A 16,325-nucleotide genomic window follows, 5' to 3' on the forward strand; every position below is an offset into this window, starting at 1 on the left:
CTGGCGCTGCCGGGCGGGGATTGTCGTCAAAAATGGGGGACAGCTGCATCCCGTCCCGCGCCAACGGCGTCCAGATACAGCGCCCAGGCTTCGCCTATGGCAAAAAGCCGCTCGCGTGGGATGGCCCCGCTGTCGTAGGTTATCAGTACCGAGCCGCTTACGCTGTTGCCTTCCACCGCCCGAACACCGTCAATGGCGGACATCTTTTCGCGGGCCAGGCGCAGCACGCCTTCATGCCGCAGCGCGGGGTGCCGTATGCGCACTCTGCCGTCTACAAAGCTGCGCACGTATTTAAGCAGATGGATGGCGTTCATAATAGAACTCCTCGCCGGGCAGGCTTTCCGGCAGGTGGGGGCGCATGGCGTTGAGCGCCACGCCCAGGGTTGTGACGTTATGCAGCAGGGCAGAAACGCCAGGCCCGAGCAGCATAAACAGACCGCCCATCAAAAACAGGCTGTTAAGGGTCATGGTGGTCACAAAGTTGGCGTGAATACGCCTGAGAGTACGGTCGCCCAGCATGCGGGCGCTTATGAGTCCTTCAAGGCTTGGGTGGGTCAGCAGCACATTGGCGACCTCGCGGGCCAGATCTGTGCCGTCGCTCATTGCCACGCCCACATGGGCCGCCGAGAGGGCAGGGGCGTCGTTGATGCCGTCGCCGACCATGAGCACCTTGCAGCCTTGCGCCGCAAGCTCCTGCACGATATGGGCCTTGTCGGTGGGCAGCACCTGCGCCCGAAATTCCGTAATGCCCGCCTGCGCCGCAACAACCCGTGCCGTGCGCTCGTCGTCGCCGGTGAGCATGAACACCCGGCGCATGCCAAGGGTGCGCATGGTCTCGACCACGCTTGCCGCCTCGGGCCGCAGGGGGTCTTCAATGGCGACCAGCCCCGCTGCAAGGCCGTCTTCGCCCATAAACAGCAGGGATCGGCCAAGGTCTGTCTGCTGGCGGATGGCCTCGGCAAGGCAGGACAAATCCACGCCCTCGTCGTGCTCGATATAGTGGCGGCTGCCCACGCGCATTTTTTTGCCGTGCAGGGTAGAGGCCACGCCGTGGGCCACAACGTATTCCACATGGGCGTGCTCTTCGGCGTGTTGCAGGCCCTCCTCCTCGGCCTTGCGCACAACGGCCCGAGCCACAGGGTGAGGAAAGTGCTCCTCAAGGCAGGCCATGACCCGCAGCACTTCGTCCCGGTTAAAGCCCTGGGCGGGGATGACCTCCACAACCTTGGGGCTGGCCTGGGTGAGCGTGCCGGTTTTGTCAAACACCAGGGCGTCGGCCTCGCTGAGGGCCTCAAGGTAGCGGCCCCCCTTGATGGCGATGCCGTACCGCGCGCCTTCGCGCATGGATGCCAGCACCGCCAGCGGCGTGGCCAACTTGAGCGCGCACGAGTAATCAACCAGCAGCACTGACGAGGCCCGGCGAAAGTCGCGTGTGATGAGCCACACAAGCCCGGCAAGCCCAAAGGTAAAGGGAACCGCCATGTCGGCCAGACGCTCAAATTTGCCCTGAACTCCGGCCTTGAGCGATTCAGATTCTTCAATAAATTTGACAACCTGACGCAAGCGCGTGCCGTCGCCCACATGGCGGGCGCGGATAACCAGCCTGCCTTCTTCAAGCGCGGTGCCCGCGTATACAGAAGCGCCCTCTGCCCGGTGCACGCCGAGGGGTTCGCCTGTCATGGACGACTGGTTTACCAGCCCGCAGCCTTCAACCACCTCGCCGTCCACGGGTATGGAACCGCCCGCCCGCACAACCACAAGGTCGTCCTCGCGCACCTGGGCGAGGGGCACGGAAACTTCCGTGCCGTCAACCAGCAGCCATACGTTTTCAACATTAAGGGCAAGGCTTTCGGTCAGCGAGGCCATGGAGCGTCGACGCGTCCAGTCTTCAAGGGTTTCACCCAGACCGAGCAGCAGCGTGAGCATGCTGACCGTGCGAAAATCCCTCATGACCAGTGATGCGCCGATGGCGGCGGCATCCAGAACATCCACGCTCAGCGTGCCGCGCAGCACTGCTCCCAGCCCCTTGAAGATATAAGGCAGCGCGCTGACAACGCTGTTGAACACGCGTAGCGCCAGCGGCAAAAAAGGGCGTACAAAAATATAGCGCACCAGCGGCATAAGTTCGTTGCCGGGCTGGGTTGCGTCCGCACCGGGCTGTTCCGGCAGGCCAAACTGGCCCTTGGCGTCGGCCGCGCCCACCAGCAGGGTGAGAGCTGTAACGCGGCTTTCCTCGTTGTCATAAAAAATGAGCAGGCTGCCCACCAGGGCATTGGCGCGCACTTGGGCAATGCCCTCAAGTGACGCCAGAGCGCCAGCCAGCGCTTCCGCACGGCCCCCGCCAAGGCGGCAGGATGCGCGCACGCGCATCCTGCCGGAATCTGGGCTTGTAATGCCGCGCAATTCATGGACGATAAAAAAACGCATGCGCGCTCCTTGAGGCGAAGCGGCCATGGCCGCGCTCTTGAAGACTTTTATTGCCCTGCCCGTGCGCAGGACGACGTGTGCCGCCCGTGCTGACGGGCGGCACCTGGCAGCGCAGTGCGCCGCCCGCGTGGGGCTGGCGCACAAACCGCCTGAAATTACGCTTCGGCAGCATCCTTGGAGGTCTTGCGCTTTTCAGCAGCAAGCCGGGCCTCGGCGGTGAGGTCTTCCACATCTTCCTTGATGGACTCGACCTTGCTCAGCAGGGCGTCCTTGACGTCCATGCCGCGGCTCAAAAGATCGGTGGCAAGGGGTTTGAAATCAAGCTTGCCCTTGCTCACGGCCACTGCGCCCAGCACGCCAAGGGCCACGCCGCCCAAAAACCACAGTCCGCACTTCATGCCTTCGTTCATGTTTCTTCTCCTTACTAGTGGGTGCCCGGATTCGGTCGGTGCTGAAAATGCGGCAGGGGGCCGAATCCAGATAATAGTTCAGCGCTCGTCCGGCCGCGCTGATGCGGCCGGACGATAAAAAGCGCAGATTTTTGGGGCTGGTTAGCTTAGATAAAACGCTAGTTGGATGCGCCAGAGAGGTCAACTTTTATGAAGTCGGCTTCGCTGTTGCGCAGGGAGATGGTTACGCCAGAAAGGCGCAATGCAACAGGATCCTTAAGGGGCGCACGTCCAACAATAGAAACTGTAGTGCCCGGGATAAGGCCCATGTCGCGTATACGGCGGTTCATTTCACCAAGGGCTTCCACAGCGGCAATCCTGCCCTGCTGTCCAACTTGCATCTGACGCAGATTGACAATCTGGCTCATGCGTGCACTCTCTCTGTTTGAGGCTGGTTCAAATTTGTTTAACGGCTTGCAACCGTCCGGGGCCTGTCAGGCTTCTGCCTGGTGCTCTTTCCCGTGGACTAACCTTGCCTTCATTGCAGTTTTGTGTCAAGAGAAAAGAAAGTCGTTTTCAAATTTGATTGGCTGATGAGGATATCCTGCGACCACAAGGAGATAATATATGTTGCCTGTTTATGTAGTGCACAGCATGGAAGGGCGGGCGCGTCTGCGGCATCCGGCGTTGGGCGAAGTCGCAGTGAGCGCTACGGCGCAGGCCGCCCTTGGCAAGGAACCGGGCGTGGACGAAGTGCGCCCCGGTGCGGAGTCGCTCTTGCTGCTGCTGCAGCCGGGTGCGGATGTGGCGGAAATTTGCGTGCGGCTGGAAAAGAGCGTGCCTGCGCTGGCCCGTCCGTTGGCTGTGGTGGCGGGGGAAAGGCGCGCTGCGGCTCGTGCTCGCAGGTGCGAGCAGTGGCGGGGCGGCGATGCCGCCGGTACGTCAGCCCGCACGGGCGTCCGTGCCGAGGCACCCCGCGTTTGCGCGGGGCGTGCAGGTGACAAGCGCAACCTGTTGGGTATTTCGCGCCGTAAGCTTGAGGTACGGGCCATGCTGGGTGTGGCGGGCCTGTGCCTTGCGTCTGGACTGGCAGGCTCCAAGCCGGTTCACCTTGTGGCCGGGCTGGCCTGGGCCCTCATGGCTGGCCGCCATGTGTGGGTGCGGCGTAAGGCTGTATGATGGATATTGTTGCCAAGGTGCGCGCGGCTTGCGCGCGTGGCGGACTGTTTGCAGGCAAGTGGGCGCTGATTGCCTTTGCCGGCGTGGCGGCCTTTGCCCTTGCGGCTCAGGCTCTGGCCCTTGTACTGGCCGCGCTTGCCCTGCTGGTGATAGCCTTGTGTCTTGCCACAGTATGCATGCCAGAAGAAAGCAGGGCCGTGTGGGCTTGGATGTATGAAACCCTTGGCCGCTGGAGCCGTGTTGCGGCTGCGGACCAGACGCAGGCTGCGAGGCCAGAAGACGGCGGAACAGATGTTGCGAAAAATACCGGGCCAGAGAGCGCGCCAGACATATCGCCAAACACGCGCGTAAAGGGCGCTGACAACGAGCCGGGGCAAAACCCCGCAGCAACCACGCGCCCTGATGCATAGGGGCGCGGCCCGTTGCGCGACCGCGTTGACGGCGGGCCTTTGCAGGTCGGGTCCGCCCATAAGAGGCGTCACCATGGCAAGCCTGCTGTAGTGTTATTTTGCTGTCTTTTTTAAGCTCAGCAGCACACCCCCGCATTGGCACAATAATGCGGGGGTGTGCTGTTTTAGCGGGGCGCTGAGGGTACGACCCGCTTAGGGGGCAAGGCCGCTCCGGGCAGTCTTGCTTCTGAAGTGTCAGGCTTGCTCGGCAGCTGCGCCTTCGGGGGCGCTTTCCGTTTCGTGTCTGCCTGCAACAAGGTTGCGGTGTCCTTCTATGATCTTGCCAATGACATCCGGTTCGGCCAGCGAAGTGGTGTCGCCGATGTCTTCATAGCTGTCGCCTGCGATTTTGCGCAGCATGCGGCGTATGATCTTGCCCGAGGTGGTCTTGGGCATGGCGTCCACAAACTGGATGTATTCCGGGCTGGCCAGCGCGCCGATGTCGCGGCGCACGGCGTCGCGCAGTTTGACGCGCAACTGGGCGCTCCACGGCACTTCGTCGCGGGTGACCACATAGGCGTAAATGCCTTCGCCCTTGAGAGCATGCGGCATGGGCACCACGGCCGCTTCGCCTACTTCGGGGCAGGCGGCCAGCACGGCTTCGATTTCAGCCGTGGACAGGCGGTGCCCCGACACGTTGATGGAGTCGTCGACGCGGCCCAGAATCCAGAAGTACCCATCCTGGTCAACTTCCGCAGCGTCGCCGGACGAATAACAGCCGAAGCGCGAAAAGTAGGACTGGTATTTCTCTTCATCATTATACACGCCCTGCATCATGCCGGGCCACGGGCGGCGGATGACCAGGTGGCCAGCCTTGCTGCCGGCCTCGGCTTCGTCCCCGTCGCGGGAGGCCGTGCCGATAACCGCAGCGTCAATGCCGGGCAGCGGCTTGGAGGCCGAACCGGGCTTGAGCTTGGTGGCGTAGGGCATGGGGGCTATCATTGCGCCGCCGGTTTCGGTCTGCCACCATGTGTCCACAATGGGCAGCTCGCCGCCGCCGATATTTTTGTGGTACCAGTGCCACGCTTCGGGGTTGATGGGTTCGCCCACGCTGCCGAGAATGCGCAGGCTGCGCAGGTCGTAGCGCTCTGTCCAGGCCTCGTTCATGCGCATGAGCGAGCGGATGACCGTAGGCGCGGTGTAGAAGATGTTGACCCGGAAGTTTTCCACAATGCGCCAGTAGCGGTCAGGGTACGGCCACGTCGGCACGCCTTCAAACATGAGGGTGGTGGCTCCAAGCGAAAGCGGCCCGTATACGCCGTAGGTGTGGCCGGTGATCCAGCCTGCGTCGGCCGTGCACCAGTATACGTCGTCGTCGCGCATGTCGAAGCACCACTGCGTGGAGTGCGCCGCGTAGGTAAGGTAGCCGCCCGTCGAGTGCATGACGCCTGTGGGCTTGCCCGTACTGCCGCTCGTGTGCAGCAGAAAGAGCGTGTCGTTGGCGTCCATTGGTTCGCACGGAAAATCGGGGTTCAGGGTAAAGTCGTCGATAAGGTCATGCCACCACACGTCGCGGTTGCGCTGCATGTTGACGCCGTCAATGCCGGCGTGTTTGACCACAACCACATGGGCCACGGAGGGGCACTTTTCGAGGATGGGGTCAAGGTTGGCCTTGAGGGGCTTGTACTTGCCGCCGCGCACAGCCGCATCTGCGGTTATGACGACGCGCGCCTTGCAGCCCTGAATACGGCTGCGGACGCCGCCCTCGGCATAGCCGGAGAAAATGGCGGTGTGGATGGCGCCAATGCGGGCGCAGGCCAGCATGGCGATAAACAGCTCGGGGATCATGGGCATGTACAAAGCCACATGATCGCCCTTGCGGATGCGCAACGAGCTCAACGCATGAGCCACGCGGCACACTTCAGTATACAGCATCTGGTAGGTATAGCAGCGAACATCAGTTTCTTTTTCGCCCTGCCAGATAAGCGCGGCCTTGTTGCGCCGCCCAGAGATGAGGTGCCTGTCTATGCAGTTAAAGGAGGCATTAAGTTTGCCGCCTGTAAACCACTTGTATTTGTGGTTTACCTCATCAGCTTCAAGTACTTTGTCCCAGCGCTTAAACCAATGGATCAACTGCGATGCTCGCGCACCCCAAAAATCATTGGGGTCTTCCAGTGCGCGGCTGCAGAGAGCATTATATTCTTCTGGCCCACATACCCATGCAGAAGTTTTGCCGTGCTCAGGTGGAAGATAGCTGCGGTTCTCATTTAACAGCGTTGTGATCCTTTCCTGGGACATGATAAAATCCTCCCTCCTGTTTGTTACATAAATTTTTAGAGGTGAAGTAATTCCATGATACAGCAATAAAGATATTCTAGAGAGTCGTCAAGAGGCCGGGATTGATTGGTCTTTCAGTCATAGTTGAGCTTTTTTTCACAATTAGGTCTAAACTGCAACCTAGGATACCATGCTATGCGGATTGGAACGCCATACCAATTAGGGAAATAAATCACAAAATAGGGCCAAAATTATTTTATTTTTTTTAAAAAATCTGTGGAATGCAAAAAAAGGCATGTTGCTGCTCACCCGCAGGGTCTTCGGCACGCGGCAGGTAATAGCGGAAGGCAGCCCCGGTTGAAGCGTGGGCCGAGTCTGCAGACCATGGATATGGTCAGAAACACAGACAGGAACTCTGGCAAATGCTGAGTATGGGGATTTTGCGGGGGGCATGCGCCGGAAAGGTGGTTCGAGGGGTAGGCTGGAGCCAATGCTCCAGGACTGAAAAAACGCTGCGCTGCGGGCCGCAATGTCAGCCCGGCGGGGTTTCAGAACTACTCTGCCGGGACGGCTCAGCAGCGGCAGGGCAGCATGAGGCCCCGGTCCATCATGACCTGAGCCAATGCTGTGACGGGGAGCCCTACCACGGTGCTCCACGAGCCTTCGACCCGCTCGACCAGCACGGCCCCCTGGCCCTGAATAGCGTACGCGCCCGCCTTGTCGGTGGGCTCTCCCGTGTCCACATAGGCCTGCAGCACCGGCATGGGCCAATGATGAAAGAAAACCCGGCTCACATCGCTGAAGGTCAGCATGCAAAAGGAACCCACGAGCGTTTCCTGAAGGTTGAACGCCGTGTTGGCGTTGCCCGAGGCGCTGGCCTCGGTATAGGAAATACTGGCCGGAACATCTGCCAGAGCTTGAGCTGCGGGGGTAAGTGCAGGCTGGGCGGGCAGCAGCAGGCAAACTGCGCTGATCACCTCGTGGCTCGCGCCGTTGAGTCGGGCGAGCATGCTCAGGGCATGCGCGGGATTGTCCGGTTTGCCCAGGATGTCGCCGCCGATGGCCACGACCGTGTCCGCCGCCAGTATGACCGGCTGGGGCGACGCGGCGGGTGCGCCATCAGCGGCCTTGTGCGCCGCCTGCTGGCGCAGGGTCTGGGCCACCGCCAGCGCCTTGGCCGTTGCGGCGCGGCGCGTGTAGGCCTCGGGCGGTTCACCCTGCAGCGGGCGGGGTTCCTCCGCATTGGGCAGCGCCAGACGGAAGGGCAGCCCCCACTCGTTCAAAAACTGACGCCTGCGGGGCGAGCCCGACGCCAGCAAAAGCTCAAAACCGGGCGAAAGACGAAACAGCGGGCATAATATCTCGCTGGCGCCTGCTGGCGGGGCGCAGTGGCAAAGACTGGATGTCATCGTGTGCTTTTGCCGGGCTAGACGGCTGCGGGGGCATGCCGCAAAAGTACGCCGCCCTGCATGTCCAGCACGCTGAAGACGCCCTGGTCGATAACGCCGTACGTGCGCGGCGAGCCGCTCTTGGGCAGGGAGAGGGAACCGGGATTCCAGAAGTGCAGGCCGGCAATGGTCTCGCCGCGCGGTACATGGGTATGACCGCGCAGCAACACCGTGCCGGGCTTGACGCCGGGGCACGGGGGGCGCTCGGGCAGGTGGTGGCCGTGGCTGGCAAAAATATTCAGGCCGTCGGCGTCGATCCAGGCTGATTCCGCAACGTCAAAGGGCAGCAGCCCCAAATCAACCTCCGCGTCGCAGTTGCCGCGCACGGCAATGACCGGGCAGGGCAAGGCAGACAGGTCGGGCATGGTTTGCAGCACCGAACGCGTGTCGTAGCCCTGCGGCAAGGGATTGCGCGGGCCGTGGTAGACAAGATCGCCCAGCAGCACCAGTGCATCGGGGGCCAGCTCGTGCGCCTTGTTCAGCAAAAAGCGCAGGCTCTCCGCAGAGCCGTGCAGGTCAGAAGCAACCAGCAGGCGCATCAGGCTTTTTCCCTGGCGGCGGGGTGTTGCCTGTTCCATTCGTCCAGCGGGACGGATTCTTCAACCAGCATGATGGGAATGTTGTCCCGCACCGGGTAGGCCACGCCGCAAACTTTGCAGGCAAAGGCGGCGACGGAGCCGTTGTCTTCTAGAGCCACAAGGTTGCCCAGGCATTTGGGGCAGGCCAGAATCTGGAGCAGTTCGTTGGTTTCCATTGGCATAAAATATCCTTCTTATCTGCGTGAGCAGGTATTCTATCTCCAAGCGGCTTCCAGTTCAAGGCTTCCCCATATTGCCATTTTCTGGTATGACAATTATTCCATGAAAGAGAGTATGAATTTTATAGATTTGCACACGCACTCCTCTGCCTCCGACGGCACGGACCCCCCCGCCCAGCTTGTGGCCAAGGCCCATGCCGCGGGTCTTGCGGCCGTTGCCATTACCGACCACGACACCCTTTCGGGACTGGATGAAGGGCAGCGGGTCGGGCGCGAGCTTGGCATTGAGGTGGTGCGCGGGTGCGAAATTTCTACCGGTACGGAACTGGGCGAGTTGCATATACTCGGCCTTTGGCTGCCTGAAAAGCCGCAACTCCTGCTGGAAAAACTGAGCTGGCTGCGCGAGCGCCGCGCCGAGCGCAACACGGGCATTGTAAAAAAACTGCAGGATCTCGGCTATGACATCTGCATGGATGAGGTGCTGGCGGCCGCCAAGGGCGAAAGCGTAGGTCGGCCGCATATCGCCGAAGTATTGCTGCGCAAGGGCTTTGCCAAGGATGTGCGGCAGGTATTTAAGGAATTTTTGGGCAGCAGGGGCAAGGCCTATCTGCCAAAGACCGTGTTGGAGCCAGATGAAAGCGTGCGCTTGCTGGTCTCGATGGGGGCCACCGTATGCCTGGCGCACCCCCTGCTGTGGAAGGCCCCGGCCGGGTGGCTGGATTCCATGGTGGCGCGTCTCAAAGACTACGGGCTCAGCGCCATTGAGGCCTACCACAGCGAGCACTCCGACGCGGACGTTCGCACCTGTCTGGCCCTGGCCAAGCGGTTTGACCTTGGCGTTTCGGGCGGTTCGGACTATCACGGATCAAACAAGCCCTCCATCCGGCTGGGCCAGGGATACGGGGGCTTACGCGTAAGCTTGTCTGTGCTCCAGGGTCTGAAAGAACGCCGCAGCGCCGCAGGCCTCAACATCTGACAATCCGCTTTTTGCCGCATTTTTTGGCGGCCCGTGAAACCTCTTGCGCAATCGGGTCAGCCGATGTACAGCGGTTTTTCACACCATATGGAAGGCATTGCATGCGTATTCTTCATAAACAGCAGCATCTTCCCCCACTTGAGGGGCCACGCCTGCAGCCGCATCCTTTCCGCGGAGCGGGGGTTCCCCCGGACGAACACGACGGCGCACCACTTGTGCCCGTTGCCCGACCCGAGCGCGGGTCAGCCGCGCAGGGCGTTGCCGCCCCCCACAGAGAAGCCCCGACCATAAAGGACATAGGCACAGAATCCTTTGAGCTGCGCCAGCTTGGCGAAGATGACTTTGAGGAATTTGAGGCCCTGCTGCGCTACGCGTTTCAGGTCAGTACCTCCGAGATGGCCCGCATCGGCTGGTCGGATATGGAGATGAAGCAGTCCAAGATGCCCATTTTTGAGGCGTCGTACGTCATGGGCTGGTTCTATAAGGGACATCTTGCCTCGCAAATAGTCATCTACCCCATGGAAGTGAATATCCAGGGCGAAATATGCAAGATGGGCGGCGTTACCGGCGTGGCTACCTACCCGGAATACACGGGCCGAGGGCTGATACATTCGCTCATTGGCAAGAGTCTTGAGTACATGCGCTCGCAGCAGCAGATCGTCTCGTACCTCTGTCCCTATTCCATCCCTCTGTACCGCAAGCACGGCTGGGAAATTGTCTCGGACAAGATGACCTTTTCCATCAAGGACACCCAGCTGCCCAAGCGCCACGCCGTTGAAGGGCAGATCGAGCGCGTGGACATCGAATGCGAAGACCTGCACAGGGTCTACAAGTACTTTGCCCTGCAGGAGCACGGCGCGCTTGTCCGCAGCAAGCTGGAGTGGGAGGAATACTGGCGCTGGGATTCGGACGACGTTATGGCGGCAGTGTACTACAGCGCCGACGCCAAGCCCCTGGGCTACGTTATTTACTACATAGAAAACGAAGTTTTCAGCATCAAGGAGATGGTCTATCTGAACCAGGAGGCCAAGTACGGCATCTGGAACTACATCAGCGCCCATTTTTCCATGATCACCAAGGTCGAAGGGGCAAACTACACCGGCGAGCCCATTGCCTTTCAGTTTGAAGACAGCGAAATTGACGAGAGCATTCAGCCTTATGCCATGGCCCGCATTGTGGACGTGCAGCGCTTTATCGAGCAGTACACCTTTCAGTTTGAGGACCCCAAACTGAACCTCGAGCTTGAGGTGAGCGACGTTATGGCCCCGTGGAACAACGGTATCTTCCACGTAAGCTGGCGCGATGGCCGCACCTTGTGCGAAAAGGTCAACAACTGGAGCACCGGGCACCGCCTCTCGCTGGACATCAAGACGCTCACGACCATGCTGATGGGCTACAAGCGGCCAACCTATCTCTACAATAATGACCGCATTGATATGGACTACCATCTGCTCAAAACGCTGGAAACGCTGATTTCGCCGGACAAACCGTATTTTTCGGATTACTTCTGATGCCGTAAAAAGTAAGGGCGCCCCAAAAGGCGCCCTTACTTGTATGCGTTATTGCAGGTTGCTAACTTTCTCGCCCGCAGCATTTTTTGTATTTTTTGCCGCTGCCGCAAGGGCAAAGATCGTTGCGGCCAATGCGCGGTCCAGCCTTGGCAGGTTTGTGGGATTCTTCAGTAATGCTGCCGCCGCTGGAGTAGGAAAGCGGGGCGCTGCTCTCCTTGTGGCGGTATTCGCGGGTCAGCGGGGTGCCCTTGGGTTCTTCAACGGGGGGCTGTTCCTGCTGCTGTTCTTCTTCAATGGGTTCGATGCGCACGCGTATGCGCGTGAGGGCGCGGAACACGCTTTCGCGAATCTGGAAAAGCATGGCCTGGAACATTTCAAAGCCTTCGCGCTTGTACTCCAGCTTGGGGTCGCGCTGGCCGTAGCCGCGCAGGCCTATGCCGTCGCGCAGGGCGTCCATGTTGCGCAGGTGCTCCTTCCAGCAGCGGTCCAGTTCTTCCAGCAAAAAGTAGCGCAGGATGTCTGCATAGGTGGGGCCGGTCTCCGTCTTGAGCTGGTCGAGGAGGCCGCGCACAATATCCTGGGTTTCTTCGCGCTCGGGCAGGCGGGCATCTTCGGGCAGCACGCGGTCAAGGTTGAACACCTCGCGCAGACGGGCCATGGCCGCCGCGCGGGCTTCGTCCTGATCGTCAATGGAAACAGAGTCGAGGGGGCTGTACACGTCGTCCAGCACGTCGCTCATAAATTCCTGCAGCACGGGGTCAAGGTTCGCCTCAACCATCAATTCGCGGCGCAGGGTGTAGATAACCTCGCGCTGCTGGTTCATGACGTTGTCGTAATCGAGCAGGGTTTTGCGGATTTCAAAGTGGTGGGCTTCCACGCGCTTTTGGGCGCCTTCGACAGCGCGGGTGACCATGGCGTTTTCAATGGCCTCGCCGTCGCGCAGGCCCAGCTTTTCCATGAGCCCCTTGATGCGGTCCGAGCCAAAAAGACGCATGAGGTCGTCCTCAAGCGACAGGTAGAAGCGCGATGAGCCGGGGTCGCCCTGACGGCCCGAGCGGCCGCGCAGCTGGTTGTCGATGCGGCGGCTCTCGTGACGTTCGGTGCCGAGAATGTGCAGGCCGCCAAGATCTACAACACCTTCGCCCAGCATGATGTCCGTGCCGCGCCCGGCCATGTTGGTGGCGATGGTCACGCGACCTCGCTGGCCGGCCTGGGCGACGATTTCAGCTTCCTTTTCGTGCTGTTTGGCGTTGAGCACGCTGTGGGGAATGCCGAGCTTTGCCAGCCGGTGCGAGAGCATCTCGGACGTTTCAATAGATATGGTGCCCACCAGCACGGGCTGCTCGTTTTTGTGCAGCTCTGCAATGGCCTCAACAATGGCGTCGAACTTTTCCTGCCGCGAGCGGTAGATAAGATCGGGGTGATCCTTGCGGATCATGGGCTTGTTGGGCGGGATGGAAACAACCTCAAGGTTGTATATCTGGTGGAATTCGACAGCTTCGGTATCGGCCGTGCCGGTCATGCCCGAAAGCTTTTCGTAAAGGCGGAAGTAGTTCTGGAAGGTGATGGAAGCCAGCGTCTGGTTTTCGGCGGCGATGGTGACGTGTTCCTTGGCTTCCAGGGCCTGGTGCAGGCCGTCGGAGTAGCGGCGGCCTGCCATGAGGCGGCCGGTAAACTCGTCTACGATGATGACCTGGTCGTCCTGAACGATGTAGTCCACATCGCGCTTGAAAACCAGGTGCGCCTTGAGCGACTGCATCACGTGGTGCTGGGCGGTGATATTGGCCGGGTCAAAAAGGTTGTCCAGCGTGAGCAGTTCTTCGCAACGGGCCACGCCCTCGTCGGTAAGCATGGCGGTGCGCGCCTTTTCGTCTACCGTGTAGTGCTCGGGGGTGAGCTGGCGCACAATATCGTCCACCGTGCGGTACATGCCCACCGATTCGTCCGACGCGCCCGAAATGATCAGCGGGGTTCTGGCTTCGTCGATAAGGATGGAGTCCACTTCGTCCACAATGGCAAAGTTGTGCCCGCGCTGCACCAGCTGGTTGGCGTAAAATTTCATGTTGTCGCGCAGGTAGTCGAAGCCGAACTCGTTGTTGGTACCGTAGGTTATGTCCTTGCCGTACTCTACCTTGCGTTCGTCGTCGTCCAGCCCGTGCACGATAACGCCTGTGCTCAGGCCCAAAAATTCATACAGCTGGCCCATCCAGGCCGAGTCGCGCTTGGCAAGGTAGTCGTTGACCGTAACCACGTGCACGCCCTTGCCCGACAGGGCGTTGAGCACCACGGGCAGGGTCGCCACCAGGGTTTTGCCTTCGCCGGTTTTCATTTCGGCAATCTTGCCCTTGTGCAGCACAATGCCGCCAACGAGCTGCACATCGTAGTGACGCATGCCCAGCTTGCGTCGGGAGGCTTCGCGCACGAGGGCGAACACTTCGGGCAGCAGCGCTTCCAGCGTTTTTTCGCCACCCTGTACCTGCTGGCGGTATTGCGCTATGTGGACAGGAAAGTCCGCATCCGACAGCTGCTGCATCTGCGGCTCAAACTCGTTGATGCGCTGCACCATGGGGCGGAGTTTACGCAAGTAACGGTCATTGGTGCTGCCGAAGAATTTTTTGAAAAGGAAACCGAACATGAACTCTCCTTACACGAGGGCCAGTCGCTTACGCTGAGCGCGCGCCAACAGTGACGCCGCTCTGCGGGATATACTGATTGCGTGGTGCATTGCCCCCAAAGGGCAATGCACGGCATCTCTCAAAAATAAGACATAACATTAAGGTTGGCAATGTTACGCGGCAAAATTAATATTGATTCGCCGTATAAACGTAACATGGGGCAAGGGTAAACGCCGCCGCCCTTGCTTAGCTTTTTGTCTGTGCCCGTTGCAGGCCTTGCAGGGCCAGCTTCATGCCGGGCTTTATTTCCAGCGCCTGCGAAAAAAACTGGGCGGCCCGGTCACGATCGCCCGACTGCAAAAATATTGCCCCAAAGTTGCAGGCGATGGAAGCGTTGGTCTTGACCATTTCCGGCTCCAGATCCAGCGCCTTTACCAGGTTGGCCTTGGCCTGAAGAAAATCCGCGCCTTCGGCAAAGGCCATGCCTACATTATAATAGAGCGTGGGATCGTCGGGGGCGATTTTGCTGGCGCGCTTGTATTCGGTAATGGCGTCCTGCCAGCGGCCCTGCCTGCGCAGGCTGATGCCAAGCTGGTTAAAGAGCGACAGATCGCCCCTGCTAAGGCGTTTGCCCTTGGCCTCAAGACTGCTGCGCAGAAATTTTTCGGCCATTTCGGGGGCACGCTCGCCATAGATGCCGGCAATACGGCTCGAAAGCGCGCTGAGTCCGTCGGCTGCCTCGCGGTTCATCTGCACGACTGCCCTTTCAAAAAAAGCCTCTGCTTTATCCATGTCGCCATTGGCAAAATGGGCCTCGCCCAGGCTGACCTTGCGGTCGACATTGAGCGGCGAAAGCGAGTCGAGTTTTTCGAGGTAGCGCACCTGCTGGGGGATATCGCCGATTTCTTCGTACATTTCGGCAAGGCGCTGCAGGGGGGCCAGGTACAGATCTGCGGATTTTGCGGCCGATTCGTACGCCATGCGGGCCTTGTCGTACTGCTGCGTGGCGCGAAAAACATCGCCCATAACCAGAAACGCCGCCGCGCTGCCCGGTTTGAGGGCGAGCACCTTTTGGCAGGCAGTAAGGGCCATGTCGTATTTTTTCATGGTCAGCAGCTTTTTTGCCATATCGATGACCTGCCCAAGCTTGCTCTGCGGCTTGAGGGTAAAGGCCATTTTTTCAATAAGCGTATTGGCCGAAACCGGTTTGGCAATAAAGTTGTCAGCGCCGACTTCGTGCAGCAGCATGAGCCGGTCGCGCTGCACATCGCTCGTGAGCACAATGATTTTGATCGCGCTGAAGGCCTGTTTGATCTGGCTTACCAAAAAGCTGAGGTCACGACCGCCGATGCTGCGCTCTATAAAGACAAGAGGGGCGGGATGCCGGGCCATGATGTCGCGCAGCTCGCGCAGCATCAGGCGCGGATCGGCCAGGGCCGTAAATATGCTCTGGGCGGTAAGCCCCATCTCCTTGGCCAGGGTCAGGCGCAGCTGGGTGCAGAATGCCTGATCGTCACTGACCACAAGAATATGCCCATTTTCTTTGGCTAGGTATGTAATAACAGAGTCTTGGTATGAATTTAACTTTGCTCTATTCGCAGTGTCTACTGTAGCCATCGTTACTCCTGAAAAAATGCACGTGAGCCGCAAACACCGTTTATGCCGCAAAAAAAGGCGTCGTTGCGTCCAAGAAAGTTGTCACGGCCAAAACTGGCGTGCGCTGCAGTTGTAGGGTTGCCAGGTTTCCACGTCAAGAGGTATAACCGCTGCATCGTGCGGGATGCAGCTTGAGTATACAAAAATAATGCGAAAATGTCTTGACGTTCAAGGGTAACTTGGATAGAAAGTATCTCCGCGCGACAAAGAGTGTTTTGTCGGCGTTCCCTGGACGGCAGGGAAGGGCGGGTTGAGTCCGCCCTGATGTACCGAAAACGGACAATTTATAGGCCGTTTAAGGTTTTGACATGTGCAGGCGTTACCGAATGCCGGACAATGTCGAGCCGTTCCAGCCCAAGGACGGACCCCACCGCAGCCCATGGCCGCGTGTGACCCGGGGCTGTAAGGTAGGGGGGATAGCCCCCATTTGGTGACCCTGCGGGACCGCCTAGTCGCTTTTCTATAAGTGGCTTGGCCTGAGCGACGCCGGGGAGCATCACGCGGATGATGCAGGCGCGTTCAGGCGTCCAATCTTCCGAATCTTTCCTGAAAATTCAGGCGTGATGCGCGCATTAGCGCAACCCCTTACGTTGCTCCGTTTTTCCGTTCCTTGCCAGGGTGAGGTCGGCCTTCGGGCCATGCTTCATGGCCCGCGTATGCTGTGAAGGAGCCCGCGCTCGTAGCCCAAGGGCCGCGCGGGA

Annotated in this window: 14 protein-coding genes; 4 read left to right on the top strand and 10 right to left on the bottom strand. The window is 59.8% G+C overall.

The features are described 5' to 3' along the window. Window positions 1–26: 26 nt before the first annotated feature. The 4 genes from DDIC_RS04005 to DDIC_RS04020 all read right to left on the bottom strand — a co-directional run bounded on the left by DDIC_RS04005 (window position 27) and on the right by DDIC_RS04020 (window position 3,244). On the bottom strand, window positions 27–314 hold the full coding sequence (locus DDIC_RS04005; RefSeq protein ID WP_136399254.1) for an HMA2 domain-containing protein: 288 nt from the start codon (window positions 312–314) through the stop codon (window positions 27–29). Beyond that, window positions 292–2,427 carry a heavy metal translocating P-type ATPase gene (locus tag DDIC_RS04010; RefSeq protein ID WP_136399255.1) on the bottom strand — a complete coding sequence of 712 codons (2,136 nt, stop codon included), beginning with the start codon at window positions 2,425–2,427 and terminating at the stop codon, window positions 292–294. The genes DDIC_RS04005 and DDIC_RS04010 overlap by 23 nt, the downstream gene beginning before the upstream one ends. Before the next feature lie 155 nt (window positions 2,428–2,582). After that, the gene (locus tag DDIC_RS04015; RefSeq protein ID WP_136399256.1) at window positions 2,583–2,837 is read right to left on the bottom strand and encodes a hypothetical protein; all 255 of its coding nucleotides are present in this window, start codon (window positions 2,835–2,837) and stop codon (window positions 2,583–2,585) included. A gap of 158 nt (window positions 2,838–2,995) precedes the next feature. Beyond that, entirely contained in the window at window positions 2,996–3,244 is a 249-nt protein-coding gene (locus DDIC_RS04020; protein WP_136399257.1) for a FeoA family protein, read from the bottom strand. Between the two features lie 199 nt (window positions 3,245–3,443). On the opposite strand from DDIC_RS04020, the gene DDIC_RS04025 reads away from it, so the two are divergent. Both DDIC_RS04025 and DDIC_RS04030 read left to right on the top strand, forming a co-directional pair. Next, window positions 3,444–3,995 carry a hypothetical protein gene (locus DDIC_RS04025; protein ID WP_136399258.1) on the top strand — a complete coding sequence of 184 codons (552 nt, stop codon included), beginning with the start codon at window positions 3,444–3,446 and terminating at the stop codon, window positions 3,993–3,995. After that, window positions 3,992–4,405 (top strand): hypothetical protein, encoded by a 414-nt coding sequence (locus DDIC_RS04030; RefSeq protein WP_136399259.1) that lies wholly within the window; start codon window positions 3,992–3,994, stop codon window positions 4,403–4,405. Before DDIC_RS04025 ends, DDIC_RS04030 begins: the two co-directional genes overlap by 4 nt. 234 nt (window positions 4,406–4,639) lie before the next feature. Here the strand turns inward: DDIC_RS04030 and acs are convergent, their stop codons facing one another. The 4 genes from acs to DDIC_RS04050 all read right to left on the bottom strand — a co-directional run bounded on the left by acs (window position 4,640) and on the right by DDIC_RS04050 (window position 8,869). Continuing rightward, a complete protein-coding gene (gene acs, locus DDIC_RS04035; protein WP_136399260.1) occupies window positions 4,640–6,682 on the bottom strand; it encodes an acetate--CoA ligase in 2,043 nt (680 codons plus the stop codon). A gap of 551 nt (window positions 6,683–7,233) precedes the next feature. Then, window positions 7,234–8,070, bottom strand: a complete 837-nt coding sequence (locus DDIC_RS04040) for a Maf family protein (protein WP_136399261.1) — start codon at window positions 8,068–8,070, stop codon at window positions 7,234–7,236. A gap of 17 nt (window positions 8,071–8,087) precedes the next feature. Continuing rightward, entirely contained in the window at window positions 8,088–8,648 is a 561-nt protein-coding gene (gene yfcE / locus DDIC_RS04045) for a phosphodiesterase (RefSeq protein ID WP_136399262.1), read from the bottom strand. Further along, window positions 8,648–8,869 (bottom strand): Trm112 family protein, encoded by a 222-nt coding sequence (locus DDIC_RS04050; RefSeq protein WP_348769735.1) that lies wholly within the window; start codon window positions 8,867–8,869, stop codon window positions 8,648–8,650. The genes yfcE and DDIC_RS04050 overlap by 1 nt, the downstream gene beginning before the upstream one ends. 112 nt (window positions 8,870–8,981) lie before the next feature. Here DDIC_RS04050 and DDIC_RS04055 point away from each other — a divergent pair, with 112 nt between their 5' ends. After that, window positions 8,982–9,842 (top strand): PHP domain-containing protein, encoded by an 861-nt coding sequence (locus tag DDIC_RS04055; RefSeq protein ID WP_136399263.1) that lies wholly within the window; start codon window positions 8,982–8,984, stop codon window positions 9,840–9,842. 101 nt (window positions 9,843–9,943) lie between these two features. Then, window positions 9,944–11,353, top strand: coding sequence for a GNAT family N-acetyltransferase (locus tag DDIC_RS04060; RefSeq protein ID WP_247647553.1), 1,410 nt, complete (start codon window positions 9,944–9,946; stop codon window positions 11,351–11,353). Between the two features lie 61 nt (window positions 11,354–11,414). On the opposite strand, the gene secA is transcribed toward DDIC_RS04060, so the two are convergent. Together secA and DDIC_RS04070 are read right to left on the bottom strand one after the other, a co-directional pair. Continuing rightward, window positions 11,415–13,988 carry a preprotein translocase subunit SecA gene (gene secA / locus DDIC_RS04065; protein WP_136399264.1) on the bottom strand — a complete coding sequence of 858 codons (2,574 nt, stop codon included), beginning with the start codon at window positions 13,986–13,988 and terminating at the stop codon, window positions 11,415–11,417. A gap of 226 nt (window positions 13,989–14,214) precedes the next feature. Next, window positions 14,215–15,492, bottom strand: coding sequence for a tetratricopeptide repeat protein (locus DDIC_RS04070; RefSeq protein WP_247647554.1), 1,278 nt, complete (start codon window positions 15,490–15,492; stop codon window positions 14,215–14,217). Window positions 15,493–16,325: the final 833 nt, after the last annotated feature.

Origin of the sequence: Desulfovibrio desulfuricans, assembly GCF_004801255.1 — a bacterium.
Taxonomy (GTDB): Bacteria; Desulfobacterota; Desulfovibrionia; order Desulfovibrionales; family Desulfovibrionaceae; genus Desulfovibrio; species Desulfovibrio desulfuricans_C.